At 43.5% G+C, this 15,294-nt stretch carries 13 protein-coding genes and 1 pseudogene; 10 read left to right on the top strand and 4 right to left on the bottom strand.

Annotated elements, in window-relative coordinates; all coding sequences use genetic code 11:
• The first annotated feature begins 325 nt into the window (after positions 1–325).
• From ileS to ACOAOT_RS14410, 5 genes are all read left to right on the top strand, one after another.
• Positions 326–3,439 (top strand): isoleucine--tRNA ligase, encoded by a 3,114-nt coding sequence (gene ileS, locus ACOAOT_RS14430; RefSeq protein ID WP_420217627.1) that lies wholly within the window; start codon positions 326–328, stop codon positions 3,437–3,439.
• Positions 3,440–3,460: 21 nt separating this feature from the next.
• The gene (locus ACOAOT_RS14425; RefSeq protein ID WP_420217626.1) at positions 3,461–5,914 is read left to right on the top strand and encodes a glycogen/starch/alpha-glucan phosphorylase; all 2,454 of its coding nucleotides are present in this window, start codon (positions 3,461–3,463) and stop codon (positions 5,912–5,914) included.
• Positions 5,915–6,015: 101 nt separating this feature from the next.
• On the top strand, positions 6,016–6,936 hold the full coding sequence (locus tag ACOAOT_RS14420; protein WP_420217625.1) for a SpoIID/LytB domain-containing protein: 921 nt from the start codon (positions 6,016–6,018) through the stop codon (positions 6,934–6,936).
• Between the two features lie 40 nt (positions 6,937–6,976).
• Entirely contained in the window at positions 6,977–7,732 is a 756-nt protein-coding gene (locus ACOAOT_RS14415; RefSeq protein ID WP_420217624.1) for a peptidoglycan DD-metalloendopeptidase family protein, read from the top strand.
• Positions 7,733–7,842: 110 nt separating this feature from the next.
• Positions 7,843–8,292, top strand: a complete 450-nt coding sequence (locus tag ACOAOT_RS14410) for a CBS domain-containing protein (protein WP_104436368.1) — start codon at positions 7,843–7,845, stop codon at positions 8,290–8,292.
• 58 nt (positions 8,293–8,350) lie between these two features.
• On the opposite strand, the gene ACOAOT_RS14405 is transcribed toward ACOAOT_RS14410, so the two are convergent.
• Complete coding sequence (locus ACOAOT_RS14405) at positions 8,351–9,703, bottom strand: EAL domain-containing protein (RefSeq protein ID WP_420217623.1); 1,353 nt, start codon at positions 9,701–9,703, stop codon at positions 8,351–8,353.
• Between the two features lie 174 nt (positions 9,704–9,877).
• Here ACOAOT_RS14405 and ACOAOT_RS14400 point away from each other — a divergent pair, with 174 nt between their 5' ends.
• A complete protein-coding gene (locus ACOAOT_RS14400) occupies positions 9,878–11,212 on the top strand; it encodes an FAD-dependent oxidoreductase (RefSeq protein WP_420217622.1) in 1,335 nt (444 codons plus the stop codon).
• 83 nt (positions 11,213–11,295) lie between these two features.
• On the opposite strand, the gene ACOAOT_RS14395 is transcribed toward ACOAOT_RS14400, so the two are convergent.
• Complete coding sequence (locus ACOAOT_RS14395) at positions 11,296–12,117, bottom strand: hypothetical protein (protein WP_420217621.1); 822 nt, start codon at positions 12,115–12,117, stop codon at positions 11,296–11,298.
• Positions 12,118–12,209: 92 nt separating this feature from the next.
• Here ACOAOT_RS14395 and ACOAOT_RS14390 point away from each other — a divergent pair, with 92 nt between their 5' ends.
• The 3 genes and pseudogenes from ACOAOT_RS14390 to ACOAOT_RS14380 form a co-directional block, all read left to right on the top strand.
• Positions 12,210–12,419: a spore coat associated protein CotJA gene (locus ACOAOT_RS14390; RefSeq protein WP_420217620.1), complete on the top strand. Its 210-nt coding sequence runs from the start codon at positions 12,210–12,212 to the stop codon at positions 12,417–12,419.
• Positions 12,419–12,694 (top strand): spore coat protein CotJB, encoded by a 276-nt coding sequence (locus tag ACOAOT_RS14385; RefSeq protein ID WP_349673049.1) that lies wholly within the window; start codon positions 12,419–12,421, stop codon positions 12,692–12,694. Before ACOAOT_RS14390 ends, ACOAOT_RS14385 begins: the two co-directional genes overlap by 1 nt.
• Positions 12,694–12,789, top strand: a pseudogene (locus ACOAOT_RS14380) (manganese catalase family protein); the annotation flags it as partial. The gene ACOAOT_RS14385 and the pseudogene ACOAOT_RS14380, both read left to right, overlap by 1 nt.
• Here the strand turns inward: ACOAOT_RS14380 and ACOAOT_RS14375 are convergent.
• Positions 12,789–14,246, bottom strand: coding sequence for a recombinase family protein (locus ACOAOT_RS14375; protein WP_420219430.1), 1,458 nt, complete (start codon positions 14,244–14,246; stop codon positions 12,789–12,791). The pseudogene ACOAOT_RS14380 and the gene ACOAOT_RS14375 overlap by 1 nt on opposite strands.
• Before the next feature lie 96 nt (positions 14,247–14,342).
• Between ACOAOT_RS14375 and ACOAOT_RS14370 the strand changes: the two genes are divergently transcribed.
• Positions 14,343–14,522: a hypothetical protein gene (locus tag ACOAOT_RS14370; RefSeq protein ID WP_420217619.1), complete on the top strand. Its 180-nt coding sequence runs from the start codon at positions 14,343–14,345 to the stop codon at positions 14,520–14,522.
• Between the two features lie 15 nt (positions 14,523–14,537).
• On the opposite strand, the gene ACOAOT_RS14365 is transcribed toward ACOAOT_RS14370, so the two are convergent.
• Positions 14,538–15,218: a DUF3298 and DUF4163 domain-containing protein gene (locus ACOAOT_RS14365; protein WP_420217618.1), complete on the bottom strand. Its 681-nt coding sequence runs from the start codon at positions 15,216–15,218 to the stop codon at positions 14,538–14,540.
• Between the last annotated feature and the right edge of the window lie 76 nt (positions 15,219–15,294).

Genomic DNA, 15,294 nt, shown 5'->3' with positions numbered 1-15,294 from the left:
CTGAATACAAAAATAACCTTGACATTTCTTTTTTCGCTCCCTATAATTAGTAGACATAGAAAGACTTTGATGGAGACAGTAGAACCGTGTGAAATCTACAGAGAGCCGGGGAGGGTGGAAACCTGGTGAGAGTATTATGGATTCGAACATCACTCCGGAGTTGCCGGCTGAATACATTTAGTAGGTCAGGACGTAGTTTCTGCGTTAAAGAATAGCATATGTCAGTATGCGGTATTAGGTGGTATAACGAAGAATGAATGCAGCCTTCGTCCTGATTACAGGATGGAGGTTTTTTTGATTAAAAATTATAATGGAGGTTATAAAGATGTACAGAAAAGTCCCTACAGATTTAAACTTTGTGGAGAGAGAAAAGGAAATTGAAAAGTTTTGGGAAGAACATGACGTGTTTCAGAAGAGTATGGATAACCGGAAGGACGCAGAAACTTATACCTTCTATGATGGCCCGCCTACTGCCAATGGAAAGCCCCACATCGGTCACGTTTTAACCAGGGTTATTAAGGATATGATCCCCAGATACCGGACCATGAAAGGATATGACGTTCCCCGTAAAGCTGGCTGGGATACTCACGGACTGCCGGTAGAGCTTGAGGTTGAGAAGAAGCTGGGACTTGATGGCAAGGAGCAGATTGAGGAATACGGTCTGGAACCATTTATCAAATACTGCAAGGAAAGTGTATGGCAGTACAAAGGAATGTGGGAAGATTTTTCAAAGACTGTGGGTTTCTGGGCAGATATGGACGATCCCTATGTTACCTATGATAATAATTTCATTGAATCTGAATGGTGGGCTTTAAAACAGATCTGGGAAAAAGGGCTTTTATATAAAGGCTTTAAGATCGTTCCCTATTGCCCCCGCTGTGGAACTCCTTTATCCAGCCATGAGGTTGCCCAGGGCTATAAAGATGTAAAAGAGCGCTCTGCAATTGTAAGATTTAAGGTGAAAAACGAGGATGCATTTATCCTTGCATGGACCACAACTCCATGGACCCTGCCTTCCAACGTGGGACTTTGTGTGAATCCGTCTGAGACCTATGTAAAGGTACAAAGCGGTGACTATACCTATTATATGGCAGAGGCACTCTGTGAAAAGGTACTGGGAGAAGAGTTTCAGGTATTAGAGAAATTTACAGGTAAAGATCTGGAATTTAAGGAATATGAGCCGCTCTTTGATTTTGTAAAACCAAACAAAAAGGCGTTCTATGTTACCTGTGACAATTACGTTACCTTAACAGATGGTACCGGTGTGGTTCATATTGCACCTGCCTTCGGTGAGGACGATTCCAAGGTTGGAAGAAAATACGATCTTCCTTTCGTGCAGCTGGTAAATGGTGCAGGAGAGATGACAGAAGAAACCAAATGGGCTGGCACGTTCTGTAAGAAAGCGGATCCGCTTATTTTAACAGATTTGGAAGAGAGAGGTCTTTTATTTGACGCTCCGGTATTTGAGCACAGCTACCCACACTGCTGGAGATGTGACACTCCTCTTATCTACTATGCAAGAGAATCCTGGTTTATTAAGATGACAGCGGTAAAAGACGATTTAATCCGCAATAACAATACCATTAACTGGATCCCTGAGAGCATTGGAAAAGGCCGTTTCGGTGACTGGCTGGAGAATGTTCAGGACTGGGGTGTCAGCAGAAACCGTTATTGGGGAACTCCTTTAAATGTATGGGAATGTGAGTGCGGACATCAGCATTCCATCGGCAGCATCGAGGAATTAAAGAGCATGTCTGACAACTGCCCGGATGAGATCGAGCTTCACCGTCCATATATCGATGGGGTTACCATTACCTGTCCTCAGTGCGGCAAGCAGATGAAGCGTGTGCCAGAGGTAATTGACTGTTGGTTCGATTCCGGTTCCATGCCATTTGCACAGCATCATTATCCATTTGAGAATAAGGATTTATTTGAGAAACAGTTCCCTGCAGACTTCATTTCAGAAGCAGTGGATCAGACAAGAGGATGGTTTTACTCCCTTCTTGCCATCTCAACCCTGATTTTCAATCAGGCACCATATAAAAATGTAATCGTACTTGGCCATGTTCAGGATGAAAACGGTCAGAAGATGAGTAAATCCAAGGGCAATGCGGTAGATCCGTTTGATGCACTGGAGACCTATGGAGCCGATGCAATCCGCTGGTATTTCTATGTAAACAGTGCACCATGGCTTCCAAACCGGTTCCATGGTAAAGCAGTTATGGAAGGACAGCGTAAATTCATGGGAACTTTGTGGAACACCTATGCATTCTTTGTGCTCTACGGGAATATTGATGAATTTGACCCTACCAAATACAAACTGGATTATGAGAAGCTGCCGGTTATGGATAAATGGCTTTTATCCAAGTTAAATACCTTAATCAAACAGGTAGATTCTTACCTTGGCAATTACCAGATTCCGGAATCAGCAAGAGCACTGCAGGAATTTGTGGATGATATGAGTAACTGGTATGTACGCAGAAGCAGAGAGCGTTTCTGGGCAAAGGGTATGGAGCAGGATAAGATCAATGCCTATATGACCCTTTATACCGCCCTGGTTGACGTGAGCAAGATTGCTGCTCCTCTTATTCCATTTATGACAGAACAGATTTATCAGAATCTGGTTTGCAGTGTGGACAGTTCCGCTCCGGAAAGTATTCACTTATGCGATTATCCGGCAGCTAATGAAAACTTCATCGACAAACAGCTGGAAGATAATATGGATGAGGTTTTAAAAATTGTAGTTCTGGGCCGTGCAGCCAGAAATACTGCAAATATCAAAAATCGTCAGCCGATTGGCCAGATGTTTGTAAAGGCGCCTCATACACTTCCTGTCTTCTATCAGGAGATTATTGAAGAAGAGCTGAATGTGAAAACAGTTGTATTTAAAGATGATGTAAGAGACTTCACTTCTTACAGCTTTAAACCACAGTTAAAGACTGTTGGTCCAAAGTACGGCAAGCAGTTAGGCAGCATTAAAAATGCGCTTACAGAGATAAACGGCAATGAGGCTATGGATACCCTCAATGAAAAAGGTGCTCTTACCTTTGATTTTGATGGAACGGAAGTAGTGCTTACAAAAGAAGATTTACTCATTGATACCGCCCAGATGGAAGGATATGTATCAGAGGGAGACAACGGCATTACCGTTGTTCTGGATACCAATTTAACTCCGGAGCTTTTAGCAGAAGGATTTGTACGTGAGTTGATCAGTAAGATCCAGACGATGCGGAAAGAAGCTGGTTTTGAGGTGGTAGACCACATCCGGGTATACAGCAAAGACAATGAAAAAATCGAGAGTATTTTAAAGGCTCATGAAAATGACGTTAAGAACGAGGTCCTTGCAGACGATATCATATTAAATGAAGCTGCAGGTTATGTAAAGGAATGGAATATTAATGGCGAGAATGTAACCTTAGGCGTGGAGAAGATCCAGTAAACAGTCAGGAGGTCTTGTGGAATGAGCATGGGATTTGATAAGGAAACCTTTAAAAAAAGTGTCTTGTTTAATATGAAGAACGTGTTTCGTAAAACAGTAGATGAGGCAACCAAAGAGCAGATGTACCAGGCAGTCGCCTATGCAGTAAAAGATGTGATCATAGATGAATGGATCGCAACCCACAAAGAGTACGAAAAGCAGGATGTAAAAACCCTGTATTACCTGTCCATGGAGTTTTTAATGGGCCGTGCTCTTGGCAACAGCATCATAAGTTTCATGGCACAGTCGGATGTAAAGGAAGTGTTAGAGGAACTTGGGTTTGACTTAAATGCAATTGAAGACCAGGAGCCGGATCCGGCTCTTGGAAACGGAGGGCTTGGCCGGCTTGCGGCATGCTTTCTTGATTCACTGGCAACACTGGGATATCCGGCTTACGGCTGCGGAATCCGATATCGTTACGGCATGTTCAAACAGAAAATCGAGAACGGTTACCAGGTGGAAATCCCGGATGACTGGCTGAAAAACGGATATCCCTTTGAGATCCGCAGGGCAGAATATGCTACTGAAGTTAAATTCGGGGGATATGTAAAGGTGGTACGGGAAAATGGTAAGGAGCAGTTTGTTCAGGAGGGCTATCAGTCCGTCCTGGCGGTTCCTTACGACATGCCCATCATAGGATATGGCAATAACGTAGTAAATACTCTGCGTATCTGGGATGCCCAGGCCATTAACACCTTCAGCCTGGATTCCTTTGACAAGGGGGACTACCAAAAGGCAGTGGAGCAGGAGAACCTGGCGAAAACCATTGTTGAAGTCCTCTATCCCAATGACAACCACTATGCAGGCAAGGAGCTGCGCTTAAAGCAGCAGTACTTCTTTATCTCTGCCAGCGTGCAGAGAGCAGTCAAAAAATATATGGAAAACCATGATGATATCCATAAATTCTACGAGAAGAACGTATTTCAGCTAAACGATACCCACCCCACAGTGGCGGTACCGGAGCTGATGCGGATTCTACTTGATGACTACGGATTGAGCTGGGATGAGGCATGGGAGATTACTACCAAAACCTGTGCCTATACCAACCACACCATTATGTCAGAGGCGCTGGAAAAATGGCCCATTGAGCTGTTTTCCAGACTCCTTCCAAGAATTTATCAGATTGTGGAAGAAATCAACCGCCGTTTTCAGCAGAAGATCAGCCAGATGTATCCGGGAAACCAGGATAAGGTACGTAAAATGGCCATTGTTTATGACGGTCAGGTACGAATGGCCAATCTTGCCATTGTTGGTGGCTTTTCCGTTAACGGTGTAGCCAGACTTCATACGGAGATTTTAAAGAATCAGGAGCTGAAAGATTTCTATGAGATGATGCCGGAAAAATTCAATAATAAAACCAATGGCATCACCCAGAGACGTTTTCTCTTACATGGAAATCCTCTTTTATCTGAGTGGGTGACGAAGAAAATCGGAAATGAATGGATTACCAATCTGCCTCATATTCACCGCCTGGCTGTTTACGCAGATGATCCCAAATGTCAGCAGGAGTTTATGGATATCAAATACCAGAACAAGGTCCGGCTGGCAAGATATATTAAGGAACATAACGGCATAGAGGTAGATCCCAGATCCATATTTGATGTGCAGGTAAAACGTCTTCACGAGTATAAACGGCAGCTGATGAATATTCTTCATGTAATGTATCTGTATAACCAGCTGAAGGATAATCCTAATCTGGATATGGTTCCACGGACCTTTATTTTCGGAGCCAAGGCTGCTGCTGGTTACCGCAGGGCGAAGCTTACCATCAAGCTGATCAATTCTGTGGCAGAGGTGATAAACAACGACAGAAGCATCGGCGGTAAAATAAAAGTTGTATTTATTGAAGACTACAAAGTGTCTAATGCAGAAATCATTTTCGCTGCGGCAGATGTCAGTGAACAGATATCCACTGCCAGCAAGGAAGCTTCCGGAACCGGAAATATGAAATTCATGTTAAACGGTGCCCTGACTCTTGGAACCATGGATGGTGCCAATGTGGAGATCGTAGAGGAAGTGGGAGCAGAGAATGCATTTATTTTCGGCCTGACATCCGATGAGGTAATCCGTTATGAGCGGGAAGGCGGATACGATCCCATGGAGATTTTCAACAATAATTATGAGATCCGCAGAGTTTTGATGCAGCTGATTAATGGCTATTATTCCCCACAGGATCCGGAGCTGTTCCGTGATATTTATAATTCCCTGCTTAACACCTTGAGCAGTGACAGGGCCGATACGTATTTTATTTTAAAGGATCTTCCTTCTTATGGGGAGGCACAAAAGCGGATCGATCAGGCGTACGCAGATGAATCATGGTGGGCGAAAGCTGCCATTTTAAATGTAGCAAACAGCGGTAAATTTACATCAGACCGTACCATTCTTGAATATGTCAGAGACATCTGGCATTTGGAAAAGGTAAATGTAGAACTCTGATCCATATGAAGGTTTTTGAAAAAGCGTTCCGGAAGTGATTCCGGGGCGCTTTTTCGCATATATTGAACAAGGGTTCAGACTGAAAGAAAGGCGGCGGGAAGATGGGGAAGAAGATTTTAATGGCATGTATACTGGCATTTTTGTTTCCATATATTATAACTCTGGCGTGGACCGGAAAAATTGAGGAGAAAAAAGATATGCCCATTACACTCAGTGGAAAACGTGTGATCTTAGACAGAAAAGGCGGGGAAACCTCCATGGATGTGGAGGAATATCTTCCCGGAGTGGTAGCAAAGCAGATGCCGGCAGATTACGGGAAAGAAGCGCTCCGGGCCCAGGCAATCATCGCCCGGACCTATATTTATGGTAAAATGAATGGTCAGAAAGAAGTAAAGGAATCGGAGCTCCATATGGATTATTTAGAGCAGAAGCAGATGGAAAAGATGTGGGGAAGCGAGGCTTTTGTCACCAGCTATCAGGCAATTGAAGATGCGGTACGCTCTACCACAGGTACAGTGATCACCTGTAACGATAATTTAATTGAACCGTTGTTTCATCGTGCCAGCAACGGAATGACAAGAGCGGGAGATTCAAACCACCCATACTTACAGCCGGTGGAATGCAAAAAGGATGTGGAGGCAGAGGGTTTTTTAACAATTCTTCAGTTCAGCAAAGATGACTTTGCGGATAAGATCAACAAGATCTCAGGCGATGGTTCTGTAACGGCAGATCAGATCCCCCAAAGCATTCAGATTGTTCAGCGGGATGATTCCGGTTACGTGGTACAGATTCAGATCGGTACCCATACCCTCACAGGAGATCAGGTTCAGTATGCACTTTCCCTGCCATCGCCTTCCTTTGAATTTGAGGATTATGAGGGCGGTGTGAGAGCTGTCTGCCGGGGGATCGGACATGGATATGGCTTTAGCCAGTACGGTGCAAAATGCAAAAGTGAGGAAGGATGGACGGCAGAAAAAATTCTTGCTTATTTTTATAAAAATATTGTTTTGAAATCTGAATAACTCTTTCACTCTTGGTAAGAATATTATCGAGGTGATAAACGTGAAGGAGAAAATAAGTCAATTGTTCAAGGATAAAGTATTCCTTGTCCTGTTGGTTCTAGGCCTGCTGACTATAGTAGCTGCAGCAGGAGTCATTACCGTTCAAAGAGGAAATGGTGGAGAAAACAGCCCTTATCTGAAAGTACCGGATCAGAGCAACATGATTGTTGAAGAATCAGTCCCCCAGAATACGCAGGTAGCTGTTGCAGGAGATTCAAATGCAACAAAAAATGCGGAAGAGGAAATGAAGGCTGTTGATTCAGCCAAAGCCACAGCCGAAAAAGAAACACAGGCAGCAAAAGCCGCAACAGACAAAAATGCCGCCAAGTCACTGGTACTTAATTTTAACGACTCCACCAGAATGACCTGGCCGGTACGCGGAAATGTTATTTTGGACTACAGTATGGATAAGACCATCTACTTCCCAACCCTGGATCAGTATAAATGCAATCCAGGCGTGGTAATTCAGGGAGATGTGAGCACTCCGGTAGTCGCACCCGCCAATGCAAAAGTACAGGAAATCGGTTCCAATGAAGAAATTGGTAACTACGTTGTTTTAAACATGGGCAACAAGTATACGGCTGTTTGCGGTCAGTTAAAAGAACTGAAGGTAAAAGCAAATGAATATGTGAAGGAAGGCCAGGTGCTGGGTTATATTGCAGAACCCACAAAGTATTATTCCGTAGAAGGCGCCAACCTATTCTTTGAAGTGACCCATGAAGACAAAGCCATTGATCCTCTTGACCATATGCAATAATCAGGCTCAGGAAATATTAGGAAAAAGTTATAAAAAAATAATAATTTGTTCATACGTGATTAAGACTCATCTGCTATACTTAGTCCGTACATCAAACGGGGAGTGTGGCTATGAACATATTGTTTTTTTTAACACCTAAGAATGAAGTGGCTTATATTTATGAAGATGATTCTCTGCGTCAGGCGCTGGAGAAGATGGAGTATCATAAGTACTCCGCCATACCTGTCATTAACAGGAACGGCAAATATGTTGGAACAATAACAGAAGGGGACATGCTCTGGGGAATAAAGAATAAATTCAATTTAAGTCTGAAGGAAGCGGAGAATGTGACGGTAGCCGCCATTGACAGAAGATCGGATAACCGCCCCGTTTTTGCAGATTCCACAATGGAAGACCTGGTTGATATGGCTTTGAACCAGAATTTTGTACCGGTGGTGGATGATCAGAAGAATTTCATCGGGTTAGTAACCCGTAAGGATATCATACGCTACTTTTACAAGAAGTCCCAGGAAGTAAAAAAGTCCGACGAGATCAAGGTCAGGACAATTGTAAGTAATTAAGAAGATAGAAAAGCGTTTTCGGTTTTTAGCCGAAAGCGCTTTTTTCATCCCATATTTTTTAATCCTCAGACAGATAGGAAGCGGATTCATCCCGGTTCTTTCCTAAAATTTTCAACAGATTCTCCTGCTTTAAGGGAGTAGAATAATAAAATCCCTGCTGATAGCCGCAGCCTGCTTCTGTTAAAACGGACACCTGATTTTCTGTTTCTACGCCTTCTGCGATTATGGACAGGTGAAGATCCTTTGCCATGGAAATTAAACCTTGTATGATGTACCTGGATTTTTCATTGGTCTCAAGCTGCCAGATAAAGAGCCGTTCCAACTTTACAGTGTGAACGGGAAGATCCAGGCTGGCAGAGACACTGGAATAACCAGAGCCGAATTCATTGAGTATCAGTTCCACTCCCATATCTGAAAGCTTTTGAAGAATGATGTTAAAGTTTAAATATCCCATAGTCAGCGCACTTTCTTTCAGTTCCAGTGCAAGCTTACCCTGTGGAACCTCATATGCCTTCATAACCCGTGCAACTTCGTCAATAAAGTCCTCCTGCAAAAATAGCACAGGAGAAACAGGAAGTGCTATGGATTCGAATTCACAGCCATCATCTAGTGCCTGTCTGATGCACTGGCAGACCTTTTCCAGAGCATAATAAAGCAATGCACGGATCTGCCCGGAATCCTCTGCCACAGTCATGAATTCTCCAGCTCCCATTAACCCCAGGCCTTTTATAAATATGCGCATGGATAATTCGGCTCTTAAAAATGTCCCTGTTTCAACACAATAGGAAGGACGGTAAAGAATCTCCACTTCATCTTTTTCCAGAGCCGTCTTTAAATAAAGGGCGATGGTCTGCCGCCGCCTAAGCTGATTTTGTAAAGTACTGTCAAACATGACTGCCTGATTGGGGCCGCCCTCACCCGCTCTGGTCACCGCCAGATCCAGGCATTTTAACATCTGTTCCGTGGTTTCAGCATGACCGGGATAGGCACAAAGCCCCATCTGTACAGAACAGATGCAGTCCGTGCTGCCAATCTTCCAGGCATGGTCAAATCTCTGGGCGATTTCATCTGCAAGATTCATGGCCTGTCCCTGGGTATAATGATCCAAAAAGATCATATATTCCACACCAATATAATGATAGACATTGTTTCCGCATGATTCCTTTAAATAGGCAAGGATCTGACTCAGCAGATTTTCACAGTATTCGTAACCAAGTAATTGATTGAGCTGCTTAAAATTCTCTATGTATAGTTTTAAAACAACGCCCCGTTCATTGGAACTGAGTGCGTGGGTAAGATGATGTAAGCAGGCATCACGTTCCAGTTTAACCGAAGAATCACTGCCTTGTTCGGTTTCTCTTATCTGTTTATCGTCAGAAATAAGATTCTCTTTTTTTTGAAACCAGTGCATTGGGATTGCCTCCTGTTCTTGGTTGTCTGTTCTTATTTTAGTATAGAAAAGAGAGGAAAGCAAGAAATAATTGGAAACGGTAAAAAAGGCATTACTTCTGTTAAAAGTGAGAATAATAGGAAATATGCATATTAATACAGCGTCGAAAAAGACAAACAGCAGAGGTGAAAATAAATGAATTCAATATGGACAGAAACAGTCCGGATTCCGGGTAGAAACCCTCTTCCTGGAAACAGGCGGACAGAGGTGGTAGTGATTGGGGCAGGAATGGCAGGAATACTGACTGCCTTTTATTTACAGCGGCACGGTGTTCATGTGGTGGTATTGGAAGCAGACCGGATCGGAAGCGGTCAGTCCGGATATACCACTGCAAAAATTACGTCCCAGCATAATTTAATCTATAATAAACTGGCGAAATCCGTAGGAGAGGATACGGCCAGACTGTACGGAAGAGCCAATCAGCTGGCAGTAGAGGAATATGGAAAGCTGATCAGACGATATGGGATCCGGTGCCATTATGAAGAAAAAGATGCTTATCTTTATTCTGTACAGGAATCGGAAAAGCTTTTAAAAGAAGCAGAATGTGCCAAAAGACTTGGTCTTCCGGCCTCTTTTGAGCGGGAGATTAAACTTCCTTTTCCCATTTTCGGAGCAGTCCGGTTTTCCGGCCAGGCACAGTTTCACCCTCTGGAATTTTTAAGAGACATCTCCACTGGTCTGACAATTTATGAAAGGACCAGAGTGTTAAAAGTAGAGGGGCATGAGGTTATCACGGACCGGGGAGTAATTAAAGCGGAGAAGGTAGTATTTGCAACCCATTATCCATTTATCAATATTCCCGGATTCTATTTTGCAAAGATGTATCAGGAAAAAAGTTATGTCACAGAGTTTGATGGCGTTCCCTCCATTGACGGAATGTATCTGGGCGTGGATTCCAAAGCCTATTCTTTCAGAAATGCAGGAGACAAGCTGCTTATGGGATATGGAAGCCACAGAACGGGAAGCATTCCCAAAGAGAACCCGTATGTAGTTATGAAGCAGACAGCAAAGCATCTGTTTCCAGGTGCACAGGAGATTGGTAAATGGTCTGCACAGGATTGTATGACGCTGGACGGAATTCCTTATATCGGCACTTACTCTGTCTTCAAACCTGACTGGTATGTGGCAACAGGATTCGGCAAATGGGGTATGAGTACGTCCATGGTTGCAGCTAAGATGTTAAGCATGCAGATTCTGGGAAAGAAAACACCATTTGATGAGGTATTTACACCCAGAAGGCATCATATAAGAGCGGGAGCCGGCACTCTGGTTTCCCATGGACTTAAGTCCGTAAAGGGACTTTCCGGCGGAGTATTAAAAGGCGCTGTCAACTGTCCTCATTTGGGCTGCCGTCTGGTCTGGAACCGATACGATAAGAGATGGGAATGTCCATGTCATGGATCTTCTTTTGAAATAAACGGAAAAATATCTTCTAATCCTGCACAACAGAGTATTCCATTCATAGATTGATATTAGAAACTTTTCAAGTATGAAAGGAGTCAAACATCCTATGGATGGTAATACGAAACAACGGTGTTCCGACTGGTCTTCGCCTATGGAACTTGATATGTCCGTATGTCCGGGTACAGTGATTCGTCCAGATATGCCTCTGGGATCCGGTCCGGCAAAGAACTTAAAAAACCCGTCAGCACCCATTCCAATGAGACAACAGGATTTATCCAGATGTCCCTCTTACTTTGGATCCATGAAATGTCCGGAAATGCCCCCCAAGCCAATGAAATGTCCGGACCAGGGAGTGTCCCCGGCAGTGATGAAATGTCCGGAAATGCCCCCGTGCCCAATGCCAATGAAATGTCCGTCACAGGGAGTATCGCCAGCAGTAATGAAATGTCGGGAAATGCCCCTGTGCCCGATGCCAATGAAATGTCCGTCACAGGGAGTATCGCCAGCAGTAATGAAATGTCGGGAAATGCCTCCGTGCCCGATGCCAATGAAATGTCCGTCACAGGGAGTATCGCCAGCAGTAATGAAATGTCCGGAAATGCCCCCATGCCCAATGCCAATGAAATGTCCGTCACAGGGAGTATCGCCAGCAGTAATGAAATGTCCGGAAATGCCCCCATGCCCAATGCCAATGAAATGTCCGTCACAGGGAGTATCGCCAGCAGTAATGAAATGTCCGGAAATGCCCCCATGTCCAATGCCGGTAAAATGTCCACCTCAGGGAGTTTCTCCAGCAGTAACAAAATGTCCAGAGATGCCCCCGTGTCGCATGAGATGTCCAGAAATGCCTCCCAAACCAGCAAAATGTCCGTCTCAGGGAGTTTCTCCAGCAGTAACAAAATGTCCAGAGATGCCCCCTTGCCGCATGAGATGTCCGGAAATGCCTCCCAAACCAGCAAAATGTCCGTCACAGGGAGTCTCTCCTGCAGTAACAAAATGTCCGGAAATGCCCCCATGTCCAATGATGTATCCGGATATGCCTCCATGTCACATGAGACCCAATATGCCCCCAATGGGAGTAGCCCCCGGTATGTGTGCTGGTGCCAAGCCAGCTGATTGTTCCGGTGCGGAATGTATTGACCGGTATCCGGTAGGTATGGCCTATGTTCCGTGGCAGAGATGGCAGGAACTTTATTCTGTAGATACTGCAATTGAAATGGGAACGATTTTCCCAGATTTATTTAAACCATTTTTGATGGGGGGGTGCAAGTAATGGGAAATAATTGTAATAATGTTGTTGATTGCGATATGTTATTAATGCAGATATTTAAAGCCAGTTTCGCAATGGACGATGTAGTCCTGTATCTTGATACCCACCCATGTGACCAAGATGCTTTGAATTATTACTATTATGTAGTAAATATGCGTAATCAGGCTATGCAAACCTATGAGCAATATTGTGGTCCACTGATGGCAGATGGAGTTATGGACGAAAACTACTGGACCTGGGTAAATGATCCATGGCCATGGGAAGGAGTGTGCGGCTAATGTGGAGATATGAAAAGAGGTTGCAGTATCCTGTAAATATTAAAACGCCCAATCCTAAAATCGCTACCTTCATTATGAGCCAGTATGGCGGACCCTATTGTAAATGCATATAATAAATAAACTTCATTTCCCCTGACTTTTTATCATAAACTATTTTTTTCACCACACTGCGCAGCGCTTTTCCTTTCACTTCGCTACTAACTGATTGATTTGTTAATATGTCGCAGACACCTCTGATTTTATCGTTACATGGATCCTTAGCTTTGGTATGTTCATGACGTTCCCAGGCTTCTATGGATTTTATTTTGCTTTCCAGTTCTGATTCAACTTTCATAAGGCGTTCTTTTCCGGCACGGTATTCTTCCAGAGTGTCAATTCCATTTACATATGCTGATTTTAGTTTATTTTTCTTTGTACCAAGCTTTTCCAATGCGGATTCTAACCGCTGCTTTTCTAATAATCGTCCTGAATCTGGTTGTTTGATGTAATCATTATGTTTCTCTGCATTTACGGTGACCTGCTGTAAGGATTCAATAATGAGAGACTCCGCTTTTTTGTCAGAAATACAGCAGGATTCCTTATGAAGTCCTTTGGTATAGCGCCAGCATTGAAAATAGCCGGACTGATGACCCGATTTTCCTCCCGAGTTATATCCCAGGCTGGCGCCGCAGTAACCGCAGACCAAAAGTCCGCTGGCCCAATGTCTGCATGAGGAAACTTCTCTTCTGTTCCGAGGCCTGTATTCCTGTTTCAGTCGCTGCTGGTTGGCTTGAAAGACAGAGGTGACCTCATTTCTTGTTTCGTGTGAGCCTTGAAAGGAGATGTTATTCCACGTAACTGTGCCTTCATAGAATCTGTTTTTTAATATCCGCTCTACCGATCTTCTGTCAAACGGATTCCCCCGTTTGGTACAATATCCCTGGCTATTGGCATCTCTGGCAATTGATGTAAGATCCATTCCATTAAAAAAGGACTGATGTATCAATACCACGGCCTCATATTCCTTTTCTTCTATAACAAAAGGCTTTCCCTCACCTACAGCACGGTATCCCAGGCATGGAGCGGCCTGATACCCGTTTCTCAGGGCTTTTTCCGTCATTCCCCGTGTAACCTCACCAGATAAGTTAATGGAATAATATTCATCAAACCATTCAATAATGCTTTCGATCAGCCGTCCAAACATGCCTTCCATAATTGGTTCAGAAACACTTTTTATCGAAACGCCGCATTTTTTTCGAAGTACGCTTTTATAAAACATGCTTTCTTCCTGATTACGTGCAAAGCGGGAGAATTTCCATAAATACAGATACTGAAAAGGGGAGGGATGGGATTTAGCAATAGAGATCATCCGCTGAAATTCTTTCCGGTTATCAGCTCTGCGCCCGCTTACTCCCTTTTCTTCTATAAAAATGTATTCGTCCGGAATCAGCACACCGTCGGCATTGGCCGAATTTTTAATCTCCCGAAGCTGTGCAGCTGGAGAGAGCTCGGTCTGATCGTTTGTACTAACCCGTACATAAGCCGCCCCAATGGGTTTTGTCTCATTTTTAATCAATGAGTTCCCTTCTTTCCGATAATTAAAAGAGAAGATACCTGGAAACAGGTACAATCTGTGTCACATACATTTTACAGGAAGGGGTATAAAATTATGAGTAAAACAATCAAGATTGTAAATTACATAGAGTTTACTGGAGAAATGGTTTTGTTTGACACCCTGCCAGAAGAGGAAAAAAAGAAGACCGCTGAAAAAATTCTTGATCTGATGATGAGGCAGGCAGGCTATATTAAGACAGAAAACAAAAAAAATGCCGGTCATCTGTTATCATGATGACCGGCATTTTTTCTATGACTGTGATGTGGATTGGCAATCTGTATCATCCGTGTAGTTTTTAAAGGGAAAGAAAAATTCCGGAATTCCGGAGGCATATGGAGCGATATCGTATTGCTGATAGTAGATGACCACGCCGCAGGGCTTTAAGTAAAATGCGTTCATATCAAAATTTCCCCGGATCAGATTTGCATAATCATCAAAGTAGATGCCCGGATTTTCTTTCTGGCGGATAACAATCTCATTTTCAATTACTTTAAAAATATCATTTACATCTTTTACGTCTAGAAAAAAGTCGGTTATATGCATCTGCTTTCCTGTCTTGAAGTTCCAGGTCTGGGACTGCCTCAACGTATTTCCGTGAGCCCCGCCCAAATAAGAATATTGGTCAGTATAGAGGCTTGTAAAGCAATCCTCATTATAGGTGATTACATAATTGGAAAGGAATTCATAGCTATGAAAGGGAAATTCATTGTCTTTTGCATACATGGCATCTTCCACAGCCTGAGGGTATAAAACCTCGCGGCAGTATTTTTCCGACTGCTGGGACTGAATTTCATAGAACTGATTAATGGAGTTTGCCGCGGCAGTGCTGCAGGTTGATGTAAAATAAGGATAGTTGATAGTATAAGTAAGGACAGGAACATTGTTATGTTTCATTACATCTGTCTTCGTTTTTTGGGTGATTGTCTGCATGAGAACCTCAGGAAAGAAAGTTTTTTATATTATATGAATGCTCAGCAGGTTTATTGCGGAAAAATGAGAAACGGGC

The organism is Lacrimispora struthionigena (genome assembly GCF_048627165.1).
Taxonomy (GTDB): Bacteria; Bacillota; Clostridia; order Lachnospirales; family Lachnospiraceae; genus Lacrimispora.
Note: the sequence above shows the minus strand (reverse complement) of the source record. Positions and strands in the feature narration are given on the sequence as shown.

What these genes read in the sequence shown, in the direction of transcription:
- ACOAOT_RS14425 (WP_420217626.1), top strand. Translation starts at nt 3,461, where the DNA reads ATGAGCATGGGATTTGATAAGGAAACCTTTAAAAAAAGTGTCTTGTTT.
- ACOAOT_RS14405 (WP_420217623.1), bottom strand. Translation starts at nt 9,703, where the DNA reads ATGCACTGGTTTCAAAAAAAAGAGAATCTTATTTCTGACGATAAACAG.
- ACOAOT_RS14410 (WP_104436368.1), top strand. Translation starts at nt 7,843, where the DNA reads ATGAACATATTGTTTTTTTTAACACCTAAGAATGAAGTGGCTTATATT.
- ACOAOT_RS14390 (WP_420217620.1), top strand. Translation starts at nt 12,210, where the DNA reads ATGCCCCCAATGGGAGTAGCCCCCGGTATGTGTGCTGGTGCCAAGCCA.
- ACOAOT_RS14370 (WP_420217619.1), top strand. Translation starts at nt 14,343, where the DNA reads ATGAGTAAAACAATCAAGATTGTAAATTACATAGAGTTTACTGGAGAA.
- ACOAOT_RS14420 (WP_420217625.1), top strand. Translation starts at nt 6,016, where the DNA reads ATGGGGAAGAAGATTTTAATGGCATGTATACTGGCATTTTTGTTTCCA.
- ACOAOT_RS14385 (WP_349673049.1), top strand. Translation starts at nt 12,419, where the DNA reads ATGGGAAATAATTGTAATAATGTTGTTGATTGCGATATGTTATTAATG.
- ACOAOT_RS14365 (WP_420217618.1), bottom strand. Translation starts at nt 15,218, where the DNA reads ATGCAGACAATCACCCAAAAAACGAAGACAGATGTAATGAAACATAAC.
- ACOAOT_RS14400 (WP_420217622.1), top strand. Translation starts at nt 9,878, where the DNA reads ATGAATTCAATATGGACAGAAACAGTCCGGATTCCGGGTAGAAACCCT.
- ileS (WP_420217627.1), top strand. Translation starts at nt 326, where the DNA reads ATGTACAGAAAAGTCCCTACAGATTTAAACTTTGTGGAGAGAGAAAAG.